At 70.9% G+C, this 23,289-nt stretch carries 21 protein-coding genes and 1 tRNA gene; 20 read left to right on the forward strand and 2 right to left on the reverse strand.

Annotation, left to right across the window (positions count from 1 at the left end):
- Nucleotides 1-97: 97 nt before the first annotated feature.
- Both IF45_RS0107335 and IF45_RS0107340 read right to left on the reverse strand, forming a co-directional pair.
- Entirely contained in the window at nucleotides 98-703 is a 606-nt protein-coding gene (locus tag IF45_RS0107335; protein WP_100750266.1) for a hypothetical protein, read from the reverse strand.
- Between the two features lie 500 nt (nucleotides 704-1,203).
- Nucleotides 1,204-1,275: transfer RNA gene (locus tag IF45_RS0107340), tRNA-Arg, on the reverse strand.
- Nucleotides 1,276-1,439: 164 nt separating this feature from the next.
- Here IF45_RS0107340 and IF45_RS0107345 point away from each other — a divergent pair.
- The 20 genes from IF45_RS0107345 (at nucleotide 1,440) to atpA (ending at nucleotide 23,282) form a co-directional block, all read left to right on the forward strand.
- The gene (locus tag IF45_RS0107345) at nucleotides 1,440-1,895 is read left to right on the forward strand and encodes a response regulator (protein ID WP_008409317.1); all 456 of its coding nucleotides are present in this window, start codon (nucleotides 1,440-1,442) and stop codon (nucleotides 1,893-1,895) included.
- Nucleotides 1,896-1,979: 84 nt separating this feature from the next.
- Nucleotides 1,980-2,954, forward strand: coding sequence for an ArgS-related anticodon-binding protein NrtL (gene nrtL / locus IF45_RS0107350; protein WP_008409318.1), 975 nt, complete (start codon nucleotides 1,980-1,982; stop codon nucleotides 2,952-2,954).
- A 19-nt stretch (nucleotides 2,955-2,973) separates the two neighbouring features.
- Complete coding sequence (gene lysA, locus IF45_RS0107355; protein WP_008409319.1) at nucleotides 2,974-4,365, forward strand: diaminopimelate decarboxylase; 1,392 nt, start codon at nucleotides 2,974-2,976, stop codon at nucleotides 4,363-4,365.
- Nucleotides 4,366-4,482: 117 nt separating this feature from the next.
- The gene (locus IF45_RS0107360) at nucleotides 4,483-5,772 is read left to right on the forward strand and encodes a homoserine dehydrogenase (protein ID WP_003950862.1); all 1,290 of its coding nucleotides are present in this window, start codon (nucleotides 4,483-4,485) and stop codon (nucleotides 5,770-5,772) included.
- A gap of 6 nt (nucleotides 5,773-5,778) precedes the next feature.
- Complete coding sequence (gene thrC, locus IF45_RS0107365) at nucleotides 5,779-6,837, forward strand: threonine synthase (protein WP_003950863.1); 1,059 nt, start codon at nucleotides 5,779-5,781, stop codon at nucleotides 6,835-6,837.
- 394 nt (nucleotides 6,838-7,231) lie between these two features.
- Entirely contained in the window at nucleotides 7,232-8,149 is a 918-nt protein-coding gene (gene thrB / locus IF45_RS0107370) for a homoserine kinase (RefSeq protein ID WP_003950864.1), read from the forward strand.
- Nucleotides 8,150-8,532: 383 nt separating this feature from the next.
- Nucleotides 8,533-10,596, forward strand: coding sequence for a transcription termination factor Rho (rho, locus tag IF45_RS0107375; RefSeq protein WP_015507094.1), 2,064 nt, complete (start codon nucleotides 8,533-8,535; stop codon nucleotides 10,594-10,596).
- Nucleotides 10,597-11,043: 447 nt separating this feature from the next.
- A complete protein-coding gene (locus IF45_RS0107380) occupies nucleotides 11,044-12,189 on the forward strand; it encodes an LCP family protein (protein WP_030306344.1) in 1,146 nt (381 codons plus the stop codon).
- A 369-nt stretch (nucleotides 12,190-12,558) separates the two neighbouring features.
- Nucleotides 12,559-12,780: a 50S ribosomal protein L31 gene (gene rpmE, locus IF45_RS0107385; RefSeq protein ID WP_003950867.1), complete on the forward strand. Its 222-nt coding sequence runs from the start codon at nucleotides 12,559-12,561 to the stop codon at nucleotides 12,778-12,780.
- A 140-nt stretch (nucleotides 12,781-12,920) separates the two neighbouring features.
- The gene (gene prfA, locus IF45_RS0107390) at nucleotides 12,921-13,997 is read left to right on the forward strand and encodes a peptide chain release factor 1 (RefSeq protein ID WP_003950870.1); all 1,077 of its coding nucleotides are present in this window, start codon (nucleotides 12,921-12,923) and stop codon (nucleotides 13,995-13,997) included.
- 40 nt (nucleotides 13,998-14,037) lie between these two features.
- Nucleotides 14,038-14,883: a peptide chain release factor N(5)-glutamine methyltransferase gene (gene prmC / locus IF45_RS0107395; RefSeq protein WP_008409324.1), complete on the forward strand. Its 846-nt coding sequence runs from the start codon at nucleotides 14,038-14,040 to the stop codon at nucleotides 14,881-14,883.
- Between the two features lie 175 nt (nucleotides 14,884-15,058).
- Entirely contained in the window at nucleotides 15,059-15,706 is a 648-nt protein-coding gene (locus IF45_RS0107400) for an L-threonylcarbamoyladenylate synthase (RefSeq protein WP_003950872.1), read from the forward strand.
- Entirely contained in the window at nucleotides 15,703-16,377 is a 675-nt protein-coding gene (locus tag IF45_RS0107405) for an arsenate reductase/protein-tyrosine-phosphatase family protein (protein WP_008409325.1), read from the forward strand. The genes IF45_RS0107400 and IF45_RS0107405 overlap by 4 nt, the downstream gene beginning before the upstream one ends.
- Nucleotides 16,378-16,656: 279 nt before the next feature.
- A complete protein-coding gene (locus IF45_RS0107410; protein WP_008409326.1) occupies nucleotides 16,657-18,009 on the forward strand; it encodes an MraY family glycosyltransferase in 1,353 nt (450 codons plus the stop codon).
- Nucleotides 18,010-18,321: 312 nt separating this feature from the next.
- Complete coding sequence (locus IF45_RS0107415) at nucleotides 18,322-18,750, forward strand: Cg1360 family ATP-synthase-associated protein (RefSeq protein ID WP_003950875.1); 429 nt, start codon at nucleotides 18,322-18,324, stop codon at nucleotides 18,748-18,750.
- Nucleotides 18,751-19,003: 253 nt separating this feature from the next.
- Nucleotides 19,004-19,831, forward strand: a complete 828-nt coding sequence (gene atpB, locus IF45_RS0107420; protein ID WP_026235361.1) for a F0F1 ATP synthase subunit A — start codon at nucleotides 19,004-19,006, stop codon at nucleotides 19,829-19,831.
- Nucleotides 19,832-19,914: 83 nt separating this feature from the next.
- Nucleotides 19,915-20,151: an ATP synthase F0 subunit C gene (gene atpE / locus IF45_RS0107425; protein WP_003950878.1), complete on the forward strand. Its 237-nt coding sequence runs from the start codon at nucleotides 19,915-19,917 to the stop codon at nucleotides 20,149-20,151.
- Nucleotides 20,152-20,196: 45 nt separating this feature from the next.
- Nucleotides 20,197-20,742, forward strand: a complete 546-nt coding sequence (locus IF45_RS0107430; protein ID WP_030306347.1) for a F0F1 ATP synthase subunit B — start codon at nucleotides 20,197-20,199, stop codon at nucleotides 20,740-20,742.
- Nucleotides 20,739-21,554 carry a F0F1 ATP synthase subunit delta gene (locus IF45_RS0107435; RefSeq protein WP_003950880.1) on the forward strand — a complete coding sequence of 272 codons (816 nt, stop codon included), beginning with the start codon at nucleotides 20,739-20,741 and terminating at the stop codon, nucleotides 21,552-21,554. The genes IF45_RS0107430 and IF45_RS0107435 overlap by 4 nt, the downstream gene beginning before the upstream one ends.
- A 135-nt stretch (nucleotides 21,555-21,689) precedes the next feature.
- On the forward strand, nucleotides 21,690-23,282 hold the full coding sequence (gene atpA, locus IF45_RS0107440; RefSeq protein WP_003950881.1) for a F0F1 ATP synthase subunit alpha: 1,593 nt from the start codon (nucleotides 21,690-21,692) through the stop codon (nucleotides 23,280-23,282).
- Nucleotides 23,283-23,289: the final 7 nt, after the last annotated feature.

A 23,289-nucleotide genomic window follows, 5' to 3' on the forward strand; every position in this document is an offset into this window, starting at 1 on the left:
ATCGCTTCCACGAAGGCAGGGCCGAGCACTTCCTCGCTTCCACGAGCATCGACCGCACCTCCTTCGCTACCGACGACCCGTCAGGTGAGGTGACCTCTCAGGGGTGGGTGTCATGCCAGCGCTGAAGCTCGTCGTAGTAGGGGTAGCAGCCTCTGACGTACGCCTCCTCGCCCTCGTCGCAGATGGAGTACTTGTAGGTGCCGTCGAGATTGCGCTCGTCCGGAGCGGGCAGCCCCGTCTCGCAGGCGAAGTTGCCCCAAGTGGAGCTGTAGCACGAGGCGCCGTCGTCTTCCTCGCCGTCAGCGGGCACTTCCTCGCCGTCAGCGGGGTCTTCTTCTTCGCCAGCGTTCTTGACCAACTCGTCGTAGACCTCACGCTTCTCGAAGTCGAGCCGCCCGTTCTTGCAGTCCGCTCTCTCGGCCACGAGGTATAGGTCGATCGACCAGAACGGGACGTCACCAACATCCACATAGAGCGTGTCGTTCCAGCACACGGTCCAGCTCTCGTACTGCGCCGGCAGGTTGTCCGGGGCGCTTGCGAGGTCGTTGTCGTTCCCGACGGACGTGCTGGTAGGCATCCTGGCGTGGATCAGCTCGTATCCGGCCTCGTCGGCGGCCTTGTAGGCACTGGCGAAGTTCTCGCCTCTCAGGTCCGGCAGTTTCGGCTCCGGCGGCTCGCAGGCGGTCAGCGCCAGGCTGCTCACGACGAGAGCGGCGGCCGTAAACGTTCTACGCTTCAAGACACTCCTATGGGGATTAGGGGATCGTTGCGGCGTCAGTCCAAGACGGTGAGGTCTGCGGAGACACCGCACGGAGTGAGGACGGTTAGGGCACCCGTCGGCCCTCCACCTTCGACGGAAGCGACCCGGCGATCGTCCGCGACCGCCCACACTGTTCCTGTGGATACCGCGCCGTCGTCCAAGGCTTAACGACCCGAAGCGCTCAGGGGCATCCAACCGGCCCCTTTGAATCGTGTATGGCGGCGAGCGGGATGCCAGCAGTGACGGTGCCGAAGGCCCACCAGCACGCCCGTGCCGGAAGGGCCGCCCGTTCGATCGGACGGTTCGGAGCGGGGAACGGAGTTGCTGCGCCACGGAAGTGCCGGAAGCACAACGAAAGAGGGCAGGAATCAGAGAAACTGATTCCCGCCCTCTTCTGTCGGCATCCGCCTTGCTCAGCTTGGTGTCCGCTGATCTCTGGCGAGTGCCCCCGGCAGGATTCGAACCTGCGCACACGGCTCCGGAGGCCGTTGCTCTATCCCCTGAGCTACGGGGGCGTTCGCCGGTGTTGGTCGGCGACGGGTTGAACACTACCAGCTCGTGGGGGGTGGGTCGGAACGGGTTTCGCGGGGAGGTGGGGCGGGTCACCCGGAGGGGGCGGAAGTGGGGAAAACGGGGGCGGCGGGGGAGGGGGCGTCCTACTCTCTGGGGTGTGCCAGGCATGTGCGGCCGAGTGCTTGTCGTCGACGACAACAAGGTGATTCGGCAACTGATCAGGGTCAACCTTGAGCTGGAGGGCTTCGAGGTGGTGACCGCGGTCGACGGTGCCGAGTGCCTGGACATGGTGCACCGGGTGCGGCCGGACGTCGTGACGCTGGACGTGGTCATGCCGCGGCTCGACGGGGTGCGGACCGCGGCGCGGCTGCGGGCCGACGAGCGGACGCGGGACGTGCCGATCGTGATGGTCAGCGGGTGCGACGGGGGCGGGGTCGCCGAGGGGGCGGCCGATGCCGGGGTGGACGCGTTCCTGGCCAAGCCGTTCGACCCCCAGGAGCTGGTGCGGGTCGTCGGGCAGCTGCGGGAGCGGCGCAGGGCGCCGGAGGCCCAGGACCCCGGTGACCGGGGTGACGAGGACGAAGGGGAGTTCCCCGAAGGTGCGGGACGCGCCCAGGGCTGAGACCAGCCCGGAGCCGAGCCCACCCCCGGCCCACCATCCGGAACCAATTCGCCTCAGCGCCCCCGACCTCCCTACCCTTGTGCTGTGACCCCCGCCGACCTCTCCCTTGCCGTGCTCAGCGCGGTGCGTTCCGCTGTGGACGGGGGAGAGCTGGCGGTCGCCGTACCCGAGCGGGTGGTGGTGGAGCGCCCGGGGCCCGGTGGGGCGGGGGAGTGGGCGAGCAATGTGGCGCTGCGGCTGGCCCGGGAGGCCGGGAGGCCGCCGCGCGAGGTCGCCGACGTGCTGCGGGGCCGGCTGGTCGACGCTCCCGGTATCGCCGGGGTCGAGGTGACCGGGCCCGGGTTTCTGAACGTGACGCTGGCGGGGGATTCCGTCGGTGCTCTGGTCGCGCGGATCGGCGATGAGGGCGAGGCGTACGGCTGGGGGGACGCGCTGCGCGGGGCCGGGCCCGTCGCCGTACCGGAGGGGACCGAGCTGCGGGCGCGGGTTGTCGCCGAGGCGGCCGGGCGGCTGGTGCGGGCGCAGGGCGGGAGTGTGCGGGGCGGGGGAGCCGCGCCGGTGCCCGCCAGGCCGGGGCTGGACAGTGAGGCTGTGCTGGGGGACGACGGGTTGCGGTGGGCGCTGTTGCATCCCGCGCCGCACGATCTGCCGCACGGGGCCGAGGTGCTGGAGCAGCGGGCGCGTAATCCGCTCTTCCGGGTGCGGTACGCGTATGCCCGCAGCCGGGGGCTGGTGGCGGGCGGGGCCGCGCTCGGGATCGTGCCCGGGTCCGGGCCCGTGACCGGGGAGGCCGCGCGGGTGCTCACGGGGCTGCTCGGGGAGCAGCCGGCCGTGCTGGTGGCGGCGGCGCGCAAGGGGGCGCCCGACCGGCTCGCGCGGCAGCTGGTCACGCTCGCCGACGCCTTCTTCGACTTCCACGACAGCTGCGACGTGCTGCCCCGTGGCGGGGAGAAACCCGGGGCCGCCCACCGCGCCCGGCTCGCGCTCGCCGAAGCCGCCGGGACGGTGCTGGCCGGCGGCCTGTCCCTGCTCGGCATCAGCGCACCCGACCACCTGTGAACGTGAGAGAGACCGCATCATGAGCCGTTCCGCCCACCCCGCCGGGCCCCGCCACGCCGACGTCCTGCCCGAGGGCCACTACAGCGCCCCGGCCGAGGACCTCAACGCCCTCGACCCCAAGGTCTGGGCGCGTACCGTCCGCCGCGACGAGGACGGCGCGCTGACCGTCGGCGGCCTGCCGGTCACCCGCCTCGCCGAGGAGTTCGGCACCCCCGCCTTCTTCCTGGACGAGACCGACTTCCGGGCCCGCTGCCGCGCCTGGCGTGACGCCTTCGGGGCCGACGCCGACGTCTTCTACGCGGGCAAGGCGTTCCTCTCCCGCGCCGTCGTCCGCTGGCTGCACGAGGAGGGGCTCAACCTCGACGTCTGCTCCGGCGGCGAGCTGGCCACCGCGCTGGACGCCGGGATGCCGGCCGCCCGGATCGCCTTCCACGGCAACAACAAGACCACCGCCGAGATCCGCCGGGCCGTCGAGGCGGGCGTCGGGCGGATCGTGCTCGACTCCTTCGAGGAGATCGTCCGCGTCGCGCACGTCGCCGACGAGCTGGGCGTCCGCCAGCCGGTGCAGATCCGGGTGACGGTCGGCGTCGAGGCGCACACCCACGAGTTCATCGCCACCGCCCACGAGGACCAGAAGTTCGGCCTCGCGCTCGCCGGCGGCCAGGCCGCCGAGGCGGTCCGCCGCGCGCTGAAGCTGGACGGGCTGGAGCTGATCGGCATCCACTCGCACATCGGCTCGCAGATCTTCGACATGGCCGGCTTCGAGGTCTCCGCCCGCCGCGTCGTGCAGCTGCTCGCCGAGGTCCGCGACGAGCACGGCGTCGAGCTGCCCGAGATCGACCTCGGCGGCGGCCTCGGCATCGCGTACACCTCGGACGACGACCCGCGCGAGCCGCACGAGATCGCCAAGGCGCTCGGGGAGATCGTGACCCGCGAGTGCGAGTCCGCCGGGCTCGCCACCCCGCGCATCTCGGTCGAGCCGGGCCGTGCGATCGTCGGGCCGACGGCCTTCACGCTGTACGAGGTGGGGACCGTCAAGCCGCTGGAGGGGCTGCGGACGTACGTCTCGGTCGACGGCGGGATGTCGGACAACATCCGCACCGCGCTCTACGACGCCGAGTACACCGTCACGCTGGCCTCGCGCACCTCCGACGCCGAGCCGATGCTGGTCCGGGTGGTCGGCAAGCACTGTGAGAGTGGCGACATCGTGGTGCGCGACGCGTTCCTCCCGGCGGACCTCGCCCCGGGCGACCTGCTCGCCGTACCGGCCACCGGGGCGTACTGCCGCTCCATGGCCAGCAACTACAACCACGCGCTGCGGCCGCCGGTGGTGGCCGTGGACGAGGGTGCGGCGCGGGTTGTCGTGCGCCGGGAGACGGAGGAGGATCTCCTGCGTCTCGATGTCGGGTGATGAAATACTCGTCTCATCATCCGGACTTTCTGCGGAAAGTCCGGAGGGGTGGGCGAGACTGGACCAACTGATGGATTTCCGTGAGCTGAGGCTCTGATGAAAGGCGTAGGTCGGATGATGCGTACGCGTCCGCTGAAGGTGGCGCTCCTTGGCTGTGGGGTAGTCGGCTCAGAGGTGGCGCGCATCATGACGACGCACGCCGCCGACCTCGCCGCACGGATCGGCGCCCCGGTCGAACTGGCCGGGGTCGCCGTCCGCCGCCCGGACCGCGTCCGGGAGGGCATCGACCCCTCCCTGGTCACCACCGACGCGACCGCGCTGGTCAAACGCGGCGACATCGACGTGGTGGTCGAGGTGATCGGCGGCATCGAGCCCGCCCGCACCCTCATCACCACCGCCTTCGAGCACGGCGCCTCGGTCGTCTCCGCCAACAAGGCGCTCCTCGCCCAGGACGGCGCCGCCCTGCACGCCGCCGCCGAGGCCAACGGCCGGGACCTGTACTACGAGGCCGCCGTCGCCGGCGCCATCCCGCTGATCCGCCCGCTGCGCGAGTCCCTCGCCGGCGACAAGGTCAACCGCGTGCTCGGCATCGTCAACGGCACCACCAACTTCATCCTCGACAAGATGGACTCCACCGGCGCCGGGTACCAGGAGGCGCTGGACGAGGCCACCGCGCTGGGGTACGCCGAGGCCGACCCCACGGCCGACGTCGAGGGCTTCGACGCCGCCGCCAAGGCCGCCATCCTCGCCGGGATCGCCTTCCACACCCGGGTCCGCCTCGACGACGTCTACCGCGAGGGCATGACCGAGGTCACCGCCGCCGACATCGCCTCGGCCCGGCGGATGGGCTGCACCATCAAGCTCCTCGCCATCTGCGAGCGGGCCGCCGACGGCGAGTCGGTCACCGCCCGGGTGCACCCCGCGATGATCCCGCTCACCCATCCGCTGGCCTCCGTCCGCGAGGCGTACAACGCCGTCTTCGTCGAGTCCGAGGCCGCCGGCCAGCTCATGTTCTACGGCCCCGGGGCGGGCGGCTCGCCGACCGCCTCCGCCGTCCTCGGCGACCTGGTCGCCGTCTGCCGCAACCGCCTCGCCGCCTCGCGCGGCCCGGGCGAGTCCGCGTACACCCGGCTGCCCGTCAGCCCCATGGGCAAGGTCGTCACGCGGTACCACATCAGCCTCGACGTGGCCGACAAGCCGGGTGTCCTCGCCCAGGTCGCGACGGTCTTCGCCGAGCACGGCGTGTCCATCGACACGGTGCGCCAGACGGGCAAGGACGGCGAGGCCAGCCTCGTCGTCGTCACTCACCGCGCTCACGACGCCGCCCTCAGCGGAACCGTCGAGGCGCTGCGGAACCTCGACACCGTGCGTGGTGTCGCGAGCATCATGCGGGTTGAAGGAGAGTAACCAGCAATGACCCACCAGTGGCGCGGAATCATCGAGGAATACCGGGACCGGCTGCCCGTCTCCGACACGACGCCGGTGGTCACGCTCCGTGAGGGCGGGACGCCGCTCGTCCCCGCGCAGGTGCTCTCCGAGCGCACCGGGTGCGAGGTCCACCTGAAGGTCGAGGGGGCCAACCCCACCGGCTCCTTCAAGGACCGGGGCATGACCATGGCCATCAGCAAGGCCAAGGAGGAGGGCGCGCAGGCGGTCATCTGCGCCTCCACCGGCAACACCTCCGCCTCGGCCGCCGCCTACGCGGTCCGGGCCGGCATGGTCAGCGCCGTCCTCGTGCCGCAGGGCAAGATCGCGCTCGGCAAGATGGGCCAGGCCCTCGTGCACGGCGCCAAGATCCTCCAGGTCGACGGCAACTTCGACGACTGCCTCACGCTGGCCCGCGCGCTCTCCGAGCAGTACCCGGTGGCGCTGGTCAACTCCGTCAACCCGGTGCGCATCGAGGGCCAGAAGACCGCCGCCTTCGAGATCGTCGACTTCCTCGGCGACGCCCCCGACATCCACGTCCTGCCGGTCGGCAACGCGGGCAACATCACCGCCTACTGGCGCGGGTACCGCGAGTACGCCGCCGACGCCGTCTCGACCCGTACGCCGCGCATGTGGGGCTTCCAGGCGGCCGGCTCGGCGCCGCTGGTCCGCGGTGAGGTCGTCAAGGACCCGGCGACCATCGCCACCGCCATCCGGATCGGCAACCCCGCCTCCTGGGACTACGCGATCCAGGCGCGGGACGAGTCGGGCGGCTTCATCGACGAGGTGACCGACCGTCAGATCCTGTCGGCCTACCGCCTGTTGGCCTCCCAGGAGGGCGTCTTCGTGGAGCCCGCCTCGGCCGCCTCGGTGGCCGGGCTGCTCAAGGCGGCCGAGCAGGGCAAGGTCGACCCGGGACAGCGCATCGTCTGCACCGTCACCGGTAACGGCCTGAAGGACCCCGACTGGGCCGTCGCGGGCGCCCCGCAGCCGCTCACCGTCCCGGTCGACGCCACCGCCGCCGCCGAACGGCTCGGCCTGGCGTAACGCGCACACCGCGCCGTCCGCGGCCGGTCCCGCCCCCGGGCGCGGCCGGCCGCGGGACTGCCGGGGCCAGGCGTACGGCGTGAAACCGTGCGGAACAGGTGCACAACGGGTTCTACGACACGCATCGTGCGCCTCCCGTGCGCCCTATGTCGCCAGGCATCCTTCCTTCGATAGGCTGTACCAACCCGCGTCGCCGCCCGAGTCGGAGTGCTGCCGCCGTGTTGGCCACGGGTGATTCCGCAGCCGGGTGCGCATCCGCCCCCGCCGACGGGAAGACACCGCCGAAATCCCGCCAGAGCCCGCCAGCCACCACCACCGCCACGCCGCGCCCCCGCCCGCCGAAACCCCCGTACGTCCCGCACGTATCGCTGTCACAAGGAGAGTCATCAAAGCGATGGCCGGTCCCGCCTTCCGAGCCGCCGCCGTCCGGGTGCGCGTCCCCGCCACCAGCGCCAACCTCGGACCGGGCTACGACGCCTTCGGCCTGTCGCTGGGGCTCTACGACGACGTGGTCGTCCGCGTGGCCGACTCCGGACTGCACATCGACATCGCGGGCGAAGGCAGCGAGACCCTGCCCCGCGACGAGGACCACCTGCTCGTACGGGCGATGCGCACCGCCTTCGACCTCCTCGGCGGACAGCCGCGCGGCCTCGAGATCGTCTGCGCCAACCGCATCCCGCACGGCCGGGGCCTGGGCTCCTCCTCCGCCGCCATCTGCGCCGGCATCGTCGCCGCCCGCGCCGTGACCATAGGCGCCGAGGCCAAGCTCGACGACGCGGCCCTGCTGGAACTGGCCACTGAGATCGAGGGCCACCCCGACAACGTCGCCGCCTGTCTGCTCGGCGGATTCACCCTCGCCTGGACGGAGTCGGGGGCCGCCCGCGCCATCCGGATGGAGCCCGACTCCTCCGTCGTGCCGGTCGTCTTCGTGCCCGGCAAGCCCGTGCTCACCGAGACCGCCCGCGGCCTGCTGCCCCGGACCGTCCCGCACGTCGACGCCGCCGCCAACGCGGGCCGCGCCGCGCTGCTCGTCGAGGCCCTGACCAGGCGCCCCGAGCTGCTGCTGGCCGCCACCGAGGACCGGCTGCACCAGGAGTACCGGGCCCCCGCCATGCCCGACAGCACCGCTCTGGTGGAGCGGCTGCGGGCGGACGGCGTCCCGGCGGTCATCTCCGGCGCCGGACCGACCGTCCTGGCCTTCGCCACCGACGGCGCTGCCGAGAAGGTCGCCCGTCTGGCCGGGGACGGCTGGGCCGCGAACCGGCTGGCACTCGACCTGTCGGGTGCCGGTGTGCTGCCGCTGGCGCCGTGAGTTGCGGCGCCGCACCGTAGAGAGGGGGAATATGTGTGGAGTCCGGTAGTGTTAACCTCAAGTACGCACCCGACCTCAGCACGGCGAGGTGCTTCTTGTCCCCGTTCGGGACAGACATTCTTCCGGGAGCCTCCCAAACTGCCCTGTGCCTCGCACTGAGCAGGGCCGAGCATGCTCCGGAGCTGGCGTGAGAGAGCCGCCGCGTGCCACAGCACATCGGCGCCACGGCTCAGGCACAGCCGATCGCCAGCGAACCCAGTGAATCCCTCCGCCGCCTCAGGCGGACCATCGCCCCGGCACATCCGCACACCGAGGACCTGCCGGACAGCACAACCGGTCGCCGAGCCAGACAGGCCGACGTCCGCTCCAGGGAAGGACCCTTCGTGAGCGACACCACCGATCTGATGGGCGTGACTGCCGACAGCACGGTTGATTCCGCTGCCGCGCCCGCCACGGACGCCTCAGCGGCGCCTGCGGCCGGTTCCCGGCGGCGCCGCGGCACCGGCCTAGAGGGCATGGTGCTGGCCGAGCTTCAGCAGGTCGCCTCGGGCCTCGGGATCAGGGGCACCGCGCGGATGCGCAAGAGCCAGCTGATCGAGGTCATCAAGGAAGCGCAGGCGGGTGGCGGCGCGGCCGCCCCGGCCAAGAGCGAGCCGGAGGCCGCCAAGCCGAAGCGCCGGGCCACCTCCAAGGCCCGTACCGGCGAGGCCGAGGCCGCCGCCGAACCGGCGCAGAAGCCCGCCAAGGCCGCCGAGAAGAAGCAGGCCAAGGCCGCCGAGCCGGCGGAGTCCGAGGCGCAGCAGGGCTCCCAGCAGCAGATCGACATCCCGGGCCAGGGCGCCGGGGACGAGCAGCCGGCCGGTGAGCGCCGCCGTCGCCGCGCCACCGCCGAGGCGGGCAGCCCCGAGCAGGCCGAGGCCAAGCAGGAGCGCGCCGCCAAGCAGCAGGACCAGAAGGGCGAGGGCCGCGGCGACGACGGCTCCGGCCAGCAGCAGGACGGCGGCGAGGGCCGCCGGGACCGCCAGAACCGCCGGGACCGCGACCGCGGTGACCGTGAGCGCGGCGACCGTTCCGAGCGCGGGGAGCGCGGCGGCCGGGACCGCGACCGCCGCAAGGGCGACGACGGCGGCCAGGGCGGCCAGGGCGGCGGCAACCGCCAGCAGCAGCAGGGCGGCGGCCAGAACCGTGACCGCCACGACGACTTCGACGACGACGGCGGCGGCCGTCGCGGGCGCCGCGGCCGCTACCGCGACCGCCGGGGCCGTCGCGGCCGCGACGAGGTCGGCGAGCCGCAGGTCAACGAGGACGACGTGCTGATCCCCGTCGCGGGCATCCTCGACATCCTCGACAACTACGCGTTCATCCGGACCTCCGGCTACCTGCCCGGCCCCAACGACGTGTACGTCTCGCTCGCCCAGGTCCGCAAGAACGGCCTGCGCAAGGGCGACCACGTCACCGGCGCGGTCCGCCAGCCCAAGGACGGCGAGCGCCGCGAGAAGTTCAACGCGCTGGTCCGCCTCGACTCCGTCAACGGCATGGCCCCCGAATCGGGCCGTGGGCGGCCGGAGTTCAACAAGCTGACGCCGCTGTACCCGCAGGACCGGCTCCGCCTGGAGACCGACCCGGGCGTGCTGACCACGCGGATCATCGACCTCGTGTCGCCGATCGGCAAGGGCCAGCGCGGTCTGATCGTGGCCCCGCCGAAGACCGGCAAGACCATGATCATGCAGGCCGTGGCCAACGCGATCACGCACAACAACCCCGAGTGCCACCTCATGGTCGTCCTCGTCGACGAGCGGCCCGAAGAGGTCACCGACATGCAGCGGTCGGTCAAGGGCGAGGTCATCTCCTCGACCTTCGACCGCCCCGCCGAGGACCACACCACCGTCGCCGAACTGGCCATCGAGCGCGCCAAGCGCCTCGTGGAGCTGGGCCACGACGTGGTCGTCCTGCTGGACTCCATCACCCGCCTGGGCCGCGCCTACAACCTGGCCGCGCCCGCCTCCGGCCGCATCCTCTCCGGTGGTGTCGACTCGACCGCGCTCTACCCGCCGAAGCGCTTCTTCGGTGCGGCGCGCAACATCGAGGACGGCGGCTCGCTGACCATCCTCGCCACCGCGCTGGTCGACACCGGCTCGCGGATGGACGAGGTGATCTTCGAGGAGTTCAAGGGCACCGGCAACATGGAGCTCAAGCTCGACCGGAAGCTCGCCGACAAGCGCATCTTCCCGGCCGTCGACGTCGACGCCTCCGGCACGCGCAAGGAGGAGATCCTCCTCAGCGGTGAGGAGTTGGGCATCGTCTGGAAGCTGCGCCGGGTGCTGCACGCGCTCGACCAGCAGCAGGCGATCGAGCTGCTGCTCGACAAGATGCGCAAGACGCAGTCGAACGCGGAGTTCCTGCTCCAGATCCAGAAGACGACGCCGACCGCCGGCGGCAACGACTGACGGACCAGCTCCACGAAGCGCCCCCTCCACTCCGGTGGAGGGGGCGCTTCGCTGTGCGCCCGCGAACTCGGGGGCGCACAGCCGCCCCGCGAGACCTTGACCACACGCCCCCCGGCCGCAAAGACCCGCAAAGGTGATCTTCAGGGCCGGAGAAACCCCAGGTCGTGGCGGTCCGCGCGGGCGCCCCCGGGCCGTTTCGCGGGCCCCTCTCCTCACACGGCGCTCACAGGCCCCTGTGCAACCCTTCTTCAGGTTTCGCCGTCGGACAAGCGAACACACGTGGTACGAGGCCCCCGTGCATCCCGGTGCCTCCACGGACGGCCGGGAAGCCCCGGCCCGCTCCGTACCCCGTACTTCGCCCGCCCACCAGGGACAGACCGACGGACCCCCACCCCCCGACCCGCAGGGGAGCAGCCCGCCGACGACCTACACGAGGGACTGAGGAGCATGGCCGAGCAGACGAGTCAGGACGGCGATACGCCCGAGAACGGCGAGGAGGCCCGGCGCGCACGGCGCATACGCCCCACCGGGCAGCGCCGCCGCCCGCGCAGCCGCCGCCGCAAGATACTTCTGGCCGCCGCCTGGACCGCCGCCGGCGGCATCCTGGTCGGTGGCGCCGGACTCGGCTTCGCGTACGTGAAGCTCAACGGGAACCTCGAAGGCGTCGACATCAACGCGGCGCTCGGCAGCGACCGGCCCGAGGAGGTCGACGACGGCTCCCTCGACCTGCTGGTGCTCGGCTCCGACTCGCGCTCCGGCGACAACGGCAAGTACGGCCGCGACGAGGGCGCCGCCCGCTCCGACACCGCGATGGTCGTCCACCTCCACGAGGGCCGGAAGAAGGCCACCGTCGTCTCCATACCGCGCGACACCCTCGTCACCCGCCCCGACTGCGCCGCCGAGGACGGCAGCACGGTCTCCGGCGGGCAGCGGCAGATGTTCAACACGGCCTACGAGGCGGGCGGGCCGGCCTGCGCGGTCAAGACCGTCGAGCAGATGTCGGGCATCCGCATGGACCACTACCTGGAGGTCGACTTCAGCGGCTTCCAGGAGATCATCGACCGGCTCGGCGGGGTCGAGGTCACCACCGGCAAGGCGATAGACGACGACAAGAGCGGGCTCCACCTCGACAAGGGCACCCACACCCTCGACGGGGAGCAGTCCCTCGGGCTCGTCCGTACCCGGCACGGGGTCGGGGACGGCAGCGACCTCGGGCGCATCCAGCTCCAGCAGACCTTCCTCACCGCCCTGATGCACCGGGTGCAGGACATGGGGCTGCTGAGCAGCCCCAAGAAGCTGTACGGGGTGGCCGACGCGGCGACCAAGTCGCTGACCACCGACGCGGAGCTGGACTCCGTGCCGGCGCTGCTCGACTTCGCCCAGGGGCTCAAGGGGCTGAAGCCCGAGGGGATGGAGATGCTGACGTTGCCGGTCGAGTACGACCCGGCCGACGCCAACCGGGTGCTGCCGCAGGAGAAGGCCGGGGCTCAGGTGTGGAAGGCGTTGCGGGCCGACAAGGCCGTGCCCGCCTCCGCGACCGAGGGGTCGGCCGGGGACAAGGGGGATGTCGACGACGTGGTCAGCGCCGGCTAGCCGGCGCGGGGGGTTGGGTCGGGCGTGACTTGGGGCGGGGGCGGTGACCCCCCGAGGTCACCGATGGCCTCAAGCGCCGGCCGGGCTGAGTTGTGGCCTCAAGCGCCGGCCGGGCTGAGTTGTGGCCTCAGGCGCCGGCCGGGCTGAGTTTGGCCTCAAACGCCGGCCGGGCTGAGTTGTGGGGTTGGGGCTGGGTTTGTCGGTCGGGGGGCGGTGGGGAATACCCAGGGGTGTACCCCGGTTATACCCAGGGGTGTACCCCGGTTTTGGGAGATGCGGCGGTCCCTGGCAGACTGGACTGTCGGCCCCGGTTCACGTGTGCGCAAACCGCGTGTGCGACCCGGCGCCCTCCCGAAACTAGGAGACACCTTGAAGCGCGACATCCACCCCGAGTACGTCGAGACCCAGGTGAGCTGCACCTGTGGCGCGGCGTTCACCACGCGTAGCACCATCGCCAGCGGCACCGTCCGCGCCGATGTCTGCTCCGAGTGCCACCCGTTCTACACGGGCAAGCAGAAGATCCTCGACACCGGTGGCCGCGTGGCCCGCTTCGAGGCCCGCTTCGGCAAGGCTGCCGGCACCAAGAAGTAGCGAGCCACTGCGCCGGTCCTCAGGCCGCCCTCCACGGGCGGCCGGGACCGGCGCTTTGTCCGTTCTGAGCGGCCCGGCCCCCGGCCGCCACCCCAGCACCGCAGCCCCCGCAGTCACCAGCAGGAACCAGGAGCCCGAAGATGTTCGAGGCGGTCGAGGAACTGATCGGCGAGCACGCCGACATCGAGAAGCGGCTCGCCGACCCCGCGGTCCACGCCGACCAGGCCGGCGCCCGCAAGCTCAACAAGCGTTACGCCGAGCTGACCCCGATCGTCGGCACGTACCGCTCCTGGAAGCAGACCGGGGAAGACATCGAGACCGCCCGCGAGCTGGCCGCCGACGACCCGGACTTCGCCGCCGAGGTCAAGGAGCTGGAGGCCGCCCGCGAGGAGCTGACCGAGAAGCTGCGGCTGCTGCTGGTGCCCCGCGACCCCAGCGACGACAAGGACGTCATCCTGGAGATCAAGGCGGGAGCGGGCGGCGACGAGTCGGCCCTCTTCGCCGGCGACCTCCTGCGGATGTACCTGCGGTACGCCGAGCGCGTCGGCTGGAAGACCGAGCTGATCGACTCCACCGAGTCGGAGCTGGGCGGCTACAAGGACGTCCAGGTCGCCGTGAAGACCAAGGGCGGCCAGGGCGCCACCGAGCCCGGCCAGGGCGTCTGGGCCCGGCTGAAGTACGAGGGCGGCGTCCACCGCGTCCAGCGGGTCCCCGCGACCGAGTCGCAGGGCCGCATCCACACCTCCGCCGCCGGTGTCCTGGTGACGCCCGAGGCCGAGGAGATCGACGTCGAGATCAATCAGAACGACCTGCGGATCGACGTCTACCGCTCCTCCGGGCCCGGCGGTCAGTCCGTCAACACCACCGACTCCGCGGTGCGCATCACGCACCTGCCGACCGGGGTCGTCGCCTCCTGCCAGAACGAGAAGAGCCAGCTCCAGAACAAGGAGCAGGCCCTGCGCATCCTGCGCTCGCGGCTGCTGGCCGCCGCCCAGGAGGAGGCCGAGCGCGAGGCCGCCGACGCCCGCCGCAGCCAGGTCCGCACCGTCGACCGCTCCGAGAAGATCCGGACGTACAACTACCCGGAGAACCGCATTTCGGACCACCGCGTCGGCTTCAAGGCGTACAACCTCGACCAGGTCCTCGACGGCGAACTCGACGCCGTCATCCAGGCCTGCGTCGACGCGGACTCCGCGGCCAAGCTCGCCGCCGCCTGACCTTCCCTCTTCACCCCGTACGGACCGGCTGGAGGACCCCGTGAACCTGCTGCTCGCCGAGGTGGCCCAGGCCACCCAGCGGCTGGCCGACGCCGGCGTGCCGTCCCCGCGCAACGACGCCGAGGAACTGGCCGCCTATGTCCACCAGGTCAAGCGGGGTGCCCTGCACACCGTCAAGGACTCCGACTTCGACGCCCGCTACTGGGAGGCGATCGCCCGCCGCGAGGCCCGCGAACCGCTCCAGCACATCACCGGGCTCGCCTACTTCCGGTACCTGGAACTCCAGGTCGGCCCGGGCGTGTTCGTGCCGCGGCCGGAGACGGAGTCGGTGGTCGGCTGGGCGATAGACGCGGTCCGCGCGATGGATGTCGTCGAACCGCTCGTGGTCGACCTGTGCAGCGGCTCGGGCGCCATCGCGCTCGCCCTGGCCCAGGAGGTCCCGCGCTCCACCGTGCACGCCGTGGAGCTCTCCGAGGACGCCCTGGTCTGGACCCGGAAGAACGTCGAGGGCTCCCGCGTCCACCTCCACCAGGGCGACGCCTTCGGCGCCCTGCCCGAGCTGGACGGCCAGGTCGACCTGGTGATCTCCAACCCGCCGTACATCCCGCTCACCGAGTGGGAGTACGTCGCCCCCGAGGCCCGCGACCACGACCCGCAGATGGCGCTGTTCTCCGGCGAGGACGGCCTCGACACCATCCGCGGCATCGAGCGCACCGCCCACCGGCTGCTGCGCCCCGGCGGCATCGTCGTCGTCGAGCACGCCGACACCCAGGGCGGCCAGGTCCCGTGGATCTTCACCGAGGAGAAGGGCTGGGCCGACGCCGCCGACCACCCCGACCTCAACAACCGCCCCCGCTTCGCCACGGCCCGCAAGGCGCTGCCGTGACCAGCGGCGACATCACAGCATGGTCGCCTCCTGCTGACGCCCGGACCGTACGACCGGCGCCCACCGCGACCACCCGGGGCGAAGCCCCAGGAGAGAGTGAGCCGAAGGGGCGTCTCGACAACGACTCAGGCGCCCCGGAGGCGAACGAACGACCATCAAGAGGGAGCGCTGAGCCATGGCACGCCGATATGACACCAACGACGCCACCGACCGGGTCACCGGGCTGCGGGAGGCCGCTTCGGCGGTGCGTCGCGGGGAGCTCGTCGTCCTGCCGACGGACACGGTGTACGGCGTCGGGGCCGACGCGTTCAGCCCGGAGGCGGTCGGGGACCTGCTGACGGCGAAGGGGCGCGGGCGGAACATGCCCTCGCCGGTGCTGATCGGTTCGCCGAACACCCTGCACGGCCTGGTGACCGACTTCTCGGAGACCGCCTGGGACCTGGTCGACGCCTTCTGGCCGGGCGCCCTGACGCTGGTGGCGCGCCACCAGCCCTCGCTCCAGTGGAACCTGGGCGACACCCGGGGCACGGTGGCGGTGCGGATGCCGCTGCACCCGGTCGCCATCGAGCTGCTGACCGAGACCGGCCCGATGGCCGTCTCCAGCGCCAACCTGACCGGCCACCCGTCGCCGGAGACCTGTGAGGCGGCCCGCAACATGCTGGGCGACGCCATCTCGGTCTACCTGGACGGCGGCCCGACGCCGGGCATCGTCCCCTCGTCGATCGTGGACGTGACCGGCTCCGTGCCGGTGCTGCTGCGGGCCGGCGCGATCGACGCGGACGAGCTGCGCAAGGTGGTCCCCGATCTCGAGGTGGCCTCTTGATCGTCCCTGAGGGGCGTGGCATAGCGGCGCAGCCGCCCGGCGGGACCTTCCGCATCCTCCACGTCAGCACCGGCAACGTGTGCCGCTCGCCGATCACCGAGCGGCTGACGCGGCATGCCCTGGCGGACCGGCTGGGGCTGACGGGGCTCGCCGGGGGCACCGAGAGCGGTGTCGGCGGGGTCATCGTGGAGAGCGCGGGCACCTGGGGCCACGAGGGTGCCCCGATGGAGGCCAACGCCGAGGCGGTGCTCGCCTCGCTCGGCGCGGACGCGGCCGGTTTCCGGGGCCGGGAGCTGCTGGACGAGCACGTCATCCGGGCGGATCTGGTGCTCACCGCGACCCGGGACCACCGGGCGCAGGTCATCTCGATGGGCCACTCGGCGGGGCTGCGCACCTTCACCCTGAAGGAGTTCACGCGGCTGGTGCGGGCGATAGACCCGGCCACCCTGCCCGATCCGCTGGAGGGCGGTGTGGTGGGCCGTGCGCGGGCCCTGGTCCAGGCGGCCGCGGCGCTCCGCGGCTGGCTGCTGGCGCCCTCGGTGGAGGCCGACGAGGTGCTCGATCCGTACGGGGCGCCCATGCCGTTCTTCCAGGCGGTGGGCGAGGAGATCCAGGTGGCCCTGGAGCCGGTGCTGACGGCGCTGACCGGGGTGGGCCGGCCGACGGGCTGAGGGGCCGCGAGAGCGGCCGGGACGGGGCCTGAGGGCGCCGCCAGGGCCGGACGGGCCCCTCGTACGGGTCGCCTTCCCCGAGAACGGGGGTAGGCGGCCAGGTGGAGCCGGGCGCAGGGCGTCAACGGGCGTACCGGGGACGAGGCGCGCGGAGGCGTGGAACGGAACGACCGGGAACCGGCAGCGGGCAAACTTCGTCGCTACCCGAAAGTCTCGGCGGGCATGCACCCGAAGCTAGGGTGTGGGCCTGGATGGCCAGCGATACTTGTGGGGAAGCCCGTGCGTGAATACCTGCTGACGCTCTGCATCACGGCTGCGGTGACGTATCTGTTGACAGGGCCGGTACGGAAATTCGCGATCGTGGCCGGTGCCATGCCGGAGATCAGGGCCCGTGACGTCCACCGGGAGCCCACTCCGCGGCTCGGTGGGATCGCGATGTTCTTCGGACTGTGCGCCGGGCTGCTGGTCGCGGATCATCTGACCAACCTGGGCGAGGTGTTCGACTCCAACGAGCCGCGCGCACTGCTCTCGGGCGCCGCCCTGATCTGGCTGATCGGTGTCCTCGACGACAAGTTCGAGATCGACGCCCTGGTCAAGCTGGGCGGCCAGCTCATCGCCGCCGGGGTGATGGTGATGCAGGGCCTCACCATGCTGTGGCTGCCGGTGCCCGGAGTCGGGCAGGTGCTGCTGACCAGCTGGCAGGGGAATCTGCTGACCATCGCCCTGGTCCTCATCACCATCAACGCGGTCAACTTCGTCGACGGCCTCGACGGCCTCGCCGCCGGCATGGTCTGCATCGCCGCCACCGCGTTCTTCATGCACGCCTACCGCATCTGGTACGGCTACGGGCTGGAGGCCGCCGCCCCCGCCGCGCTCTTCGCGGCGCTGCTGATGGGTATGTGCCTGGGCTTCCTGCCGCACAACATGCACCCCGCGCGGATCTTCATGGGCGACTCGGGCTCGATGCTGATCGGCCTGGTGCTCGCGGCCGGCGCCATCTCCATCACCGGCCAGGTCGACCCGGACGCCATGGGGCTGTTCGCCGGTTCGGAGAAGGCCGCGGTGCACCAGACGGTGCCCGTCTACATGCCGCTGCTGCTGCCGCTGACCATCATCGCGGTGCCCGCGGCCGACCTGGTGCTGGCCGTGGTGCGGCGCACCTGGCGGGGCCAGTCGCCGTTCGCCGCCGACCGGGGGCACCTGCACCACCGGCTGCTGGAGATCGGCCACTCGCACAGCCGGGCCGTGCTGATCATGTACTTTTGGTCGGCGCTGATCGCCTTCGGGGCGCTCGCCTACTCGGTCAACGAGGCGTCGATGTGGGTGGCGCTGGGCGTGGCCGCGCTGAGCGCGGTGGGCCTGGTCCTGCTGCTCCTGCCGCGGTTCACGCCGCGTGCGCCGCGCTGGGCGGAGGCGTTCGTGCCGCCGCGCTACCGGCGCCGGGTCTCGGCGGGGCCGCGTCAGGAGGGCGTCGTCACCGAGGGCGAGGCCGGTGCGGAGGGCACCGAACCGCCGGCGAGGGTCACCGTGGGTGTCTCGGGGGCCAACGGAGCGACCGCCGTCGGGGAGCGCTCACGCTTCGGCGGACGGGGCGGCGGCGAGCGCGAGAAGGCCACCAGCACCCGCTCGTGACCTCCGGGGAGCCATCCCCGCCACGGGTCCCCGCGCGACCGCGTTCCGGGTACCCGGCGGCGCAAAATGCGCATTACCAGGCAATGTGCCACGCGTCGCGCACATACGCGCGGGTTACCCCTCACGTGTGACAGGTGGCACACCTGCCGAGTAAAGGACTCATCAAAAAGCTTGTGATACCGTTCACGAGAGCTCGACCTTGAGGGTGAGCGGCCCGCAAGCGACGGGTCGGGTCCGGGGTGCTCAGCGCTCCGTCTACGCTCGGTACGCCCTCAGGTCCGTCTCTCTCTGTCACCTGCTGGAGATCCACTCATGCTGTCGAACGACGCCCGAATTCTGCGCGGCGCCGCGATCCCGTCACTCGGTGCCGGCCTCATCGGTACCCTGATCGGCGGCATCACGGTGGGGTCGCAGGGTGCCATCGGAGGCGCCGTCGGAACCGCCCTCACCCTCGCCTTCTTCGGCGCGGGGCTGAAGGCCATGAGCGTGATCGGACGGCGGTGGTCGGAGCTCTTCATGGCTGCCGGGCTGCTGGTCTACACGACCCAGATCCTGGTCATGGCGATCCTGCTCGCGGTCTTCCGCGACGCGACGTTCATGGACGGACGGGTGTTCGGCCTCACGATGCTCGCCTGCGTGCTCGTGTGGATCGCCGGACAGGCGTGGATGCACACCCGCGTCAAGACCCTGTACGTCGAACCCGAATCAGAGGACGAACCGGTCGGTCCGGAGCGTCGCTGATGGGGACGTCGGAGCCGGCCCCGATAAGTAGGGGCCGGATAAAGTCCGCACCCGAAGGCTGCTATCGTCCGTCGCCGAGAGCGATTCGTGCGGAGCAGCGGGTGTTGTGCGGGACGACACCTGATTCAGCCCACGTCTTTTCGGGGCCCAGTGCCGTCACGCCGGACGCTCCGTCCTCCCGCGACACCCAGTCCAGTGCCGCCATGTGGTCCTGTCCCACGCCGACACATCGAGGAAGCCGTACCTATGCGTCATATCGAAGGAGCTCGCGGTGAGTAGTGACCAGTTGCTCGCCTTCGAGACCGACTGCCACCTCTTCAAGGATTGCGGTTTCCCGGCTCCGAGCGTGTGGTCGTTCTTGTTCGACCCGATCTTCAGCGTCGGCCCGGTCGACTTCAACAAGCCGATGCTGCTGGCCCTGATCGGCACGGTGGTCATCCTCGCCTTCTTCTGGGCCGCGTTCTCGAAGCCGAAGCTGGTGCCGGGCAAGTTCCAGATGGTCGCGGAGATCCTCTACGACTTCGTCCGGAACGGCATCGCCCGGGAGACGATCGGCAAGAAGGGCGAGCCCTTCGTCCCCTTCCTGGTCTCTCTTTTCTTCTTCGTCTGGATTCTGAACCTGTGGGCGCTGATCCCGCTGGCGCAGTTCCCGGTCAACTCCGTCATCGCCTTCCCGGTCGGCCTCGCCCTCATGGTGTGGATCGTCTACATGACGGTGACCTTCAAGACGAACGGCTTCGTCGGCGGCATCCGCAACCTGTGCGTGCCGAGCGGCCTGCCGAAGCCGATCTACGTCATCCTGACGCCGATCGAGTTCGTGTCGAACATCTTCGTGCGTCCCTTCACCCTGGCGGTCCGGCTCTTCGCGAACATGTTCGCGGGTCACATCCTGATCCTGATCTTCACGATCGCCACGTGGTACATGCTCGGTACCCTGCTCGGCACGGTCTACGCCACCGCGTCGTTCGCGCTGACCCTGGTCCTGACCGTCTTCGAGATGTTCATCCAGGCGCTTCAGGCCTACGTGTTCACCGTGCTGACCGCGACCTACCTGTCCCAGGCGCTCGAAGAAGCGCACTGAGCGACCGAAGCCACCTCCACCACCCCTAAGACGCCCGGTGGAAAAGACCTCCCACCGGCCCATTAAGAGAAGGAACCACGGACATGTCTGCTGCTTTTGAGACCCTCGCGGCCGTCACCGGCAACATCGGCACCATCGGCTACGGCCTCGCCGCGATCGGCCCGGGCGTCGGCGTCGGCATCATCTTCGGCAACGGCGTGCAGGCCATGGCCCGCCAGCCCGAGGCCGCCGGCCTGATCCGTCAGAACATGCTGCTCGGCTTCGCGGTCGTCGAGGCCCTCGCCCTCATCGGCTTCGTCGTTCCGTTCATCCTCAGCTAAGTGGCGGTTCGGTCCTAAGCCCGATCAAGACAGAAAGGTCCACACATGATGTACCTGGCTGCCGAGGAACCGCAGAACCCTCTGCTCCCGGTCTGGCCCGAGGTCGTCATCGGCCTGCTCTGCTTCGCCATCATCTTCTTCGTCTTCGCCAAGAAGCTCCTCCCGAGCATCAACAAGGTCCTGGACGAGCGTCACGACAAGATCGTCGGTGGCATCGAGGAGGCCGAGGCGGCTCAGGTCGAGGCCCAGAGTGTGCTGGAGCAGTACAAGGCCCAGCTCGCCGAGGCCCGTCACGAGGCGGCACGGCTGCGCTCCGAGGCGCAGGAGCAGGGCGCCACGCTCATCGCCGAGATGCGCGCGGAAGGCCAGCGCCAGCGCGAGGAGATCATCGCCGCCGGCCACGCCCAGATCGAGGCCGACCGCAAGGCTGCCGCGCAGTCGCTGCGGCAGGACGTGGGTCAGCTCGCCACCGAGCTCGCCAGCAAGATCGTCGGTGAGTCGCTGGAGGAGCACGCCCGCCAGAGCCGCACCATCGACCGGTTCCTCGACGGACTGGACGACGCCGCGACGAAGGCCGAGGCCACGCGATGAACGGAGCGAGCCGAGAGGCACTGGCTGCCGCACGTGAGCGTCTCGACGCGCTGACGGACCACACGTCCGTCGACGCCGGCTCGCTCGCGGCCGAGCTGGCCGACGTCACCGCGCTGCTCCACCGTGAGGTCTCGCTGCGCCGGGTTCTCACCGACCCGGCGCAGGAGGGCGAGGCCAAGGCCCAGCTCGTCGAGCGCCTCCTCGGTGGCCAGGTCAGCGGCACCACCGCCGACCTGGTGGCCGGCATGGTGCGTACCCGCTGGTCGCGTTCGCGCGACCTGGTGGACGCCCTGGAGGAGCTGGCCGCCGACGCGGACCTCACCGAGGCCCAGCGCCGGGGCGCGCTCGACAGCGTCGAGGACGAGGTGTTCCGGTTCTCCCGGATCGTCTCCTCCGACAGCGCGCTGCGCGCCGCCCTCACCGACACCGCCGCCTCGGAGGCCGCCAAGGCCGGGCTGCTGGACTCCCTTCTCGGCACCCGTGCCGACAAGGTCACCCTCCGGCTGATCACCCGGCTCGTCACCCGGCCGCGTGGCCGTAGCCTGGAAGAGGGACTGGAGTCCCTGTCCAAGCTGGCTGCCGCGCGTCGCGGGCGGATGGTCGCCACGGTGGTCTCCGCGGTGCCGCTGAGCGAGCCGCAGAAGCAGCGCCTGGGCGCGTCCCTGGCGAAGCTCTACGGCCGCCCGATGCACCTCAACCTGGAGGTGGACCCGGCCGTCATCGGCGGCATCAAGGTCCACGTCGGCGACGAGGTCATCAACGGCTCCGTCGCGGACCGCATCGACGAGGCGAGCCGGCGGATGGCCGGCTGACGCCGGACGTACCCGGTCAAGAACAGAAGCAAGATCAACGGCCCGAGTTGGGCCGTGCAGAGATGCAGAGTTTCTGGGGGAGCCCCCAGATCCCCCTAAGAACTTCGGGCCCAACAAGGAGAGCAGGGAACCCAGATGGCGGAGCTCACGATCCGGCCGGAGGAGATCCGGGACGCGCTGGAGAACTTTGTCCAGGCGTACAAGCCGGACGCGGCCTCGCGCGAGGAGGTCGGTACGGTCACCGTCGCCGGCGACGGTATCGCCAAGGTGGAGGGTCTTCCCTCGGCCATGGCCAACGAGCTGCTCAAGTTCGAGGACGGCACCCTCGGTCTCGCCCTCAACCTCGAGGAGCGCGAGATCGGTGCCATCGTCCTCGGCGAGTTCAGCGGTGTCGAGGAGGGGCAGCCGGTCACCCGTACCGGTGAGGTCCTCTCCGTGCCCGTGGGCGAGGGTTACCTCGGCCGCGTGGTCGACCCGCTCGGGCAGCCGATCGACGGCCTCGGCGAGATCGAGTCCACCGGTCGCCGCGCCCTCGAGCTGCAGGCCCCCACGGTCATGCAGCGCAAGTCGGTGCACGAGCCGATGGAGACCGGCTACAAGGCCGTCGACGCCATGACGCCGATCGGCCGTGGTCAGCGTCAGCTGATCATCGGTGACCGGCAGACCGGCAAGACCGCGCTGGCCGTCGACACGATCATCAACCAGCGCGAGAACTGGCGCTCGGGCGACGTGAACAAGCAGGTCCGCTGCATCTACGTCGCCATCGGTCAGAAGGGCTCGACCATCGCCTCCGTGCGTGGCGCCCTCGAAGAGGCCGGCGCGCTGGAGTACACGACCATCGTCGCCGCCCCGGCGTCCGACCCGGCCGGCTTCAAGTACCTCGCGCCGTACACCGGTTCGGCCATCGGCCAGCAGTGGATGTACGAGGGCAAGCACGTCCTCATCATCTTCGACGACCTCTCGAAGCAGGCCGACGCCTACCGCGCCGTCTCCCTGCTGCTGCGCCGCCCGCCGGGCCGCGAGGCGTACCCCGGTGACGTCTTCTACGTCCACTCCCGTCTGCTGGAGCGCTGCGCCAAGCTCTCCGACGACATGGGCGCGGGCTCGATGACCGGTCTGCCGATCGTCGAGACCAAGGCGAACGACGTGTCGGCGTTCATCCCGACCAACGTCATCTCCATCACCGACGGCCAGTGCTTCCTGGAGTCCGACCTGTTCAACGCCGGCCAGCGTCCGGCCCTGAACGTCGGTATCTCCGTCTCCCGTGTGGGTGGTTCCGCCCAGCACAAGGCGATGAAGCAGGTCTCCGGCCGTCTGCGTCTGGACCTCGCCCAGTTCCGCGAGATGGAGGCCTTCGCGACCTTCGGCTCGGACCTGGACGCCGCGTCCAAGCAGCAGCTCGCCCGTGGTCAGCGTCTGGTGGAACTGCTCAAGCAGGACCAGTACCAGCCGATGCCCACCGAGGACCAGGTCGTCTCCGTCTGGGCCGGTACCACCGGCAAGATGGACGAGGTGCCGGTCGGCGACGTGCGTCGCTTCGAGCGCGAGCTCCTCGACTACCTGCACCGCCAGGAGCAGGGCCTCATGACCTCCATCAAGGAGGGCGGCAAGATGTCGGACGACACCCTCGTGGCGGTCGGTGACGCCATCGCCGCGTTCAAGAAGCAGTTCGAGACCTCGGACGGCACGCTTCTTGGCGAGGACGCTCCGACGACCGCGGCCAAGTGACGACGGA

Origin of the sequence: Streptomyces albidoflavus, assembly GCF_000719955.1 — a bacterium.
Lineage (GTDB): Bacteria > Actinomycetota > Actinomycetes > Streptomycetales > Streptomycetaceae > Streptomyces > Streptomyces albidoflavus.

Coding starts and splice junctions, on each gene's coding strand:
- IF45_RS0107345 (WP_008409317.1), top strand. CDS start 1,440: ATGTGCGGCCGAGTGCTTGTCGTCGACGACAACAAGGTGATTCGGCAA.
- atpE (WP_003950878.1), top strand. CDS start 19,915: ATGTCTGCTGCTTTTGAGACCCTCGCGGCCGTCACCGGCAACATCGGC.
- IF45_RS0107430 (WP_030306347.1), top strand. CDS start 20,197: ATGATGTACCTGGCTGCCGAGGAACCGCAGAACCCTCTGCTCCCGGTC.
- thrC (WP_003950863.1), top strand. CDS start 5,779: ATGACCCACCAGTGGCGCGGAATCATCGAGGAATACCGGGACCGGCTG.
- IF45_RS0107360 (WP_003950862.1), top strand. CDS start 4,483: ATGCGTACGCGTCCGCTGAAGGTGGCGCTCCTTGGCTGTGGGGTAGTC.
- IF45_RS0107435 (WP_003950880.1), top strand. CDS start 20,739: ATGAACGGAGCGAGCCGAGAGGCACTGGCTGCCGCACGTGAGCGTCTC.
- IF45_RS0107380 (WP_030306344.1), top strand. CDS start 11,044: ATGGCCGAGCAGACGAGTCAGGACGGCGATACGCCCGAGAACGGCGAG.
- atpA (WP_003950881.1), top strand. CDS start 21,690: ATGGCGGAGCTCACGATCCGGCCGGAGGAGATCCGGGACGCGCTGGAG.
- prfA (WP_003950870.1), top strand. CDS start 12,921: ATGTTCGAGGCGGTCGAGGAACTGATCGGCGAGCACGCCGACATCGAG.
- lysA (WP_008409319.1), top strand. CDS start 2,974: ATGAGCCGTTCCGCCCACCCCGCCGGGCCCCGCCACGCCGACGTCCTG.
- thrB (WP_003950864.1), top strand. CDS start 7,232: ATGGCCGGTCCCGCCTTCCGAGCCGCCGCCGTCCGGGTGCGCGTCCCC.
- IF45_RS0107415 (WP_003950875.1), top strand. CDS start 18,322: ATGCTGTCGAACGACGCCCGAATTCTGCGCGGCGCCGCGATCCCGTCA.
- IF45_RS0107400 (WP_003950872.1), top strand. CDS start 15,059: ATGGCACGCCGATATGACACCAACGACGCCACCGACCGGGTCACCGGG.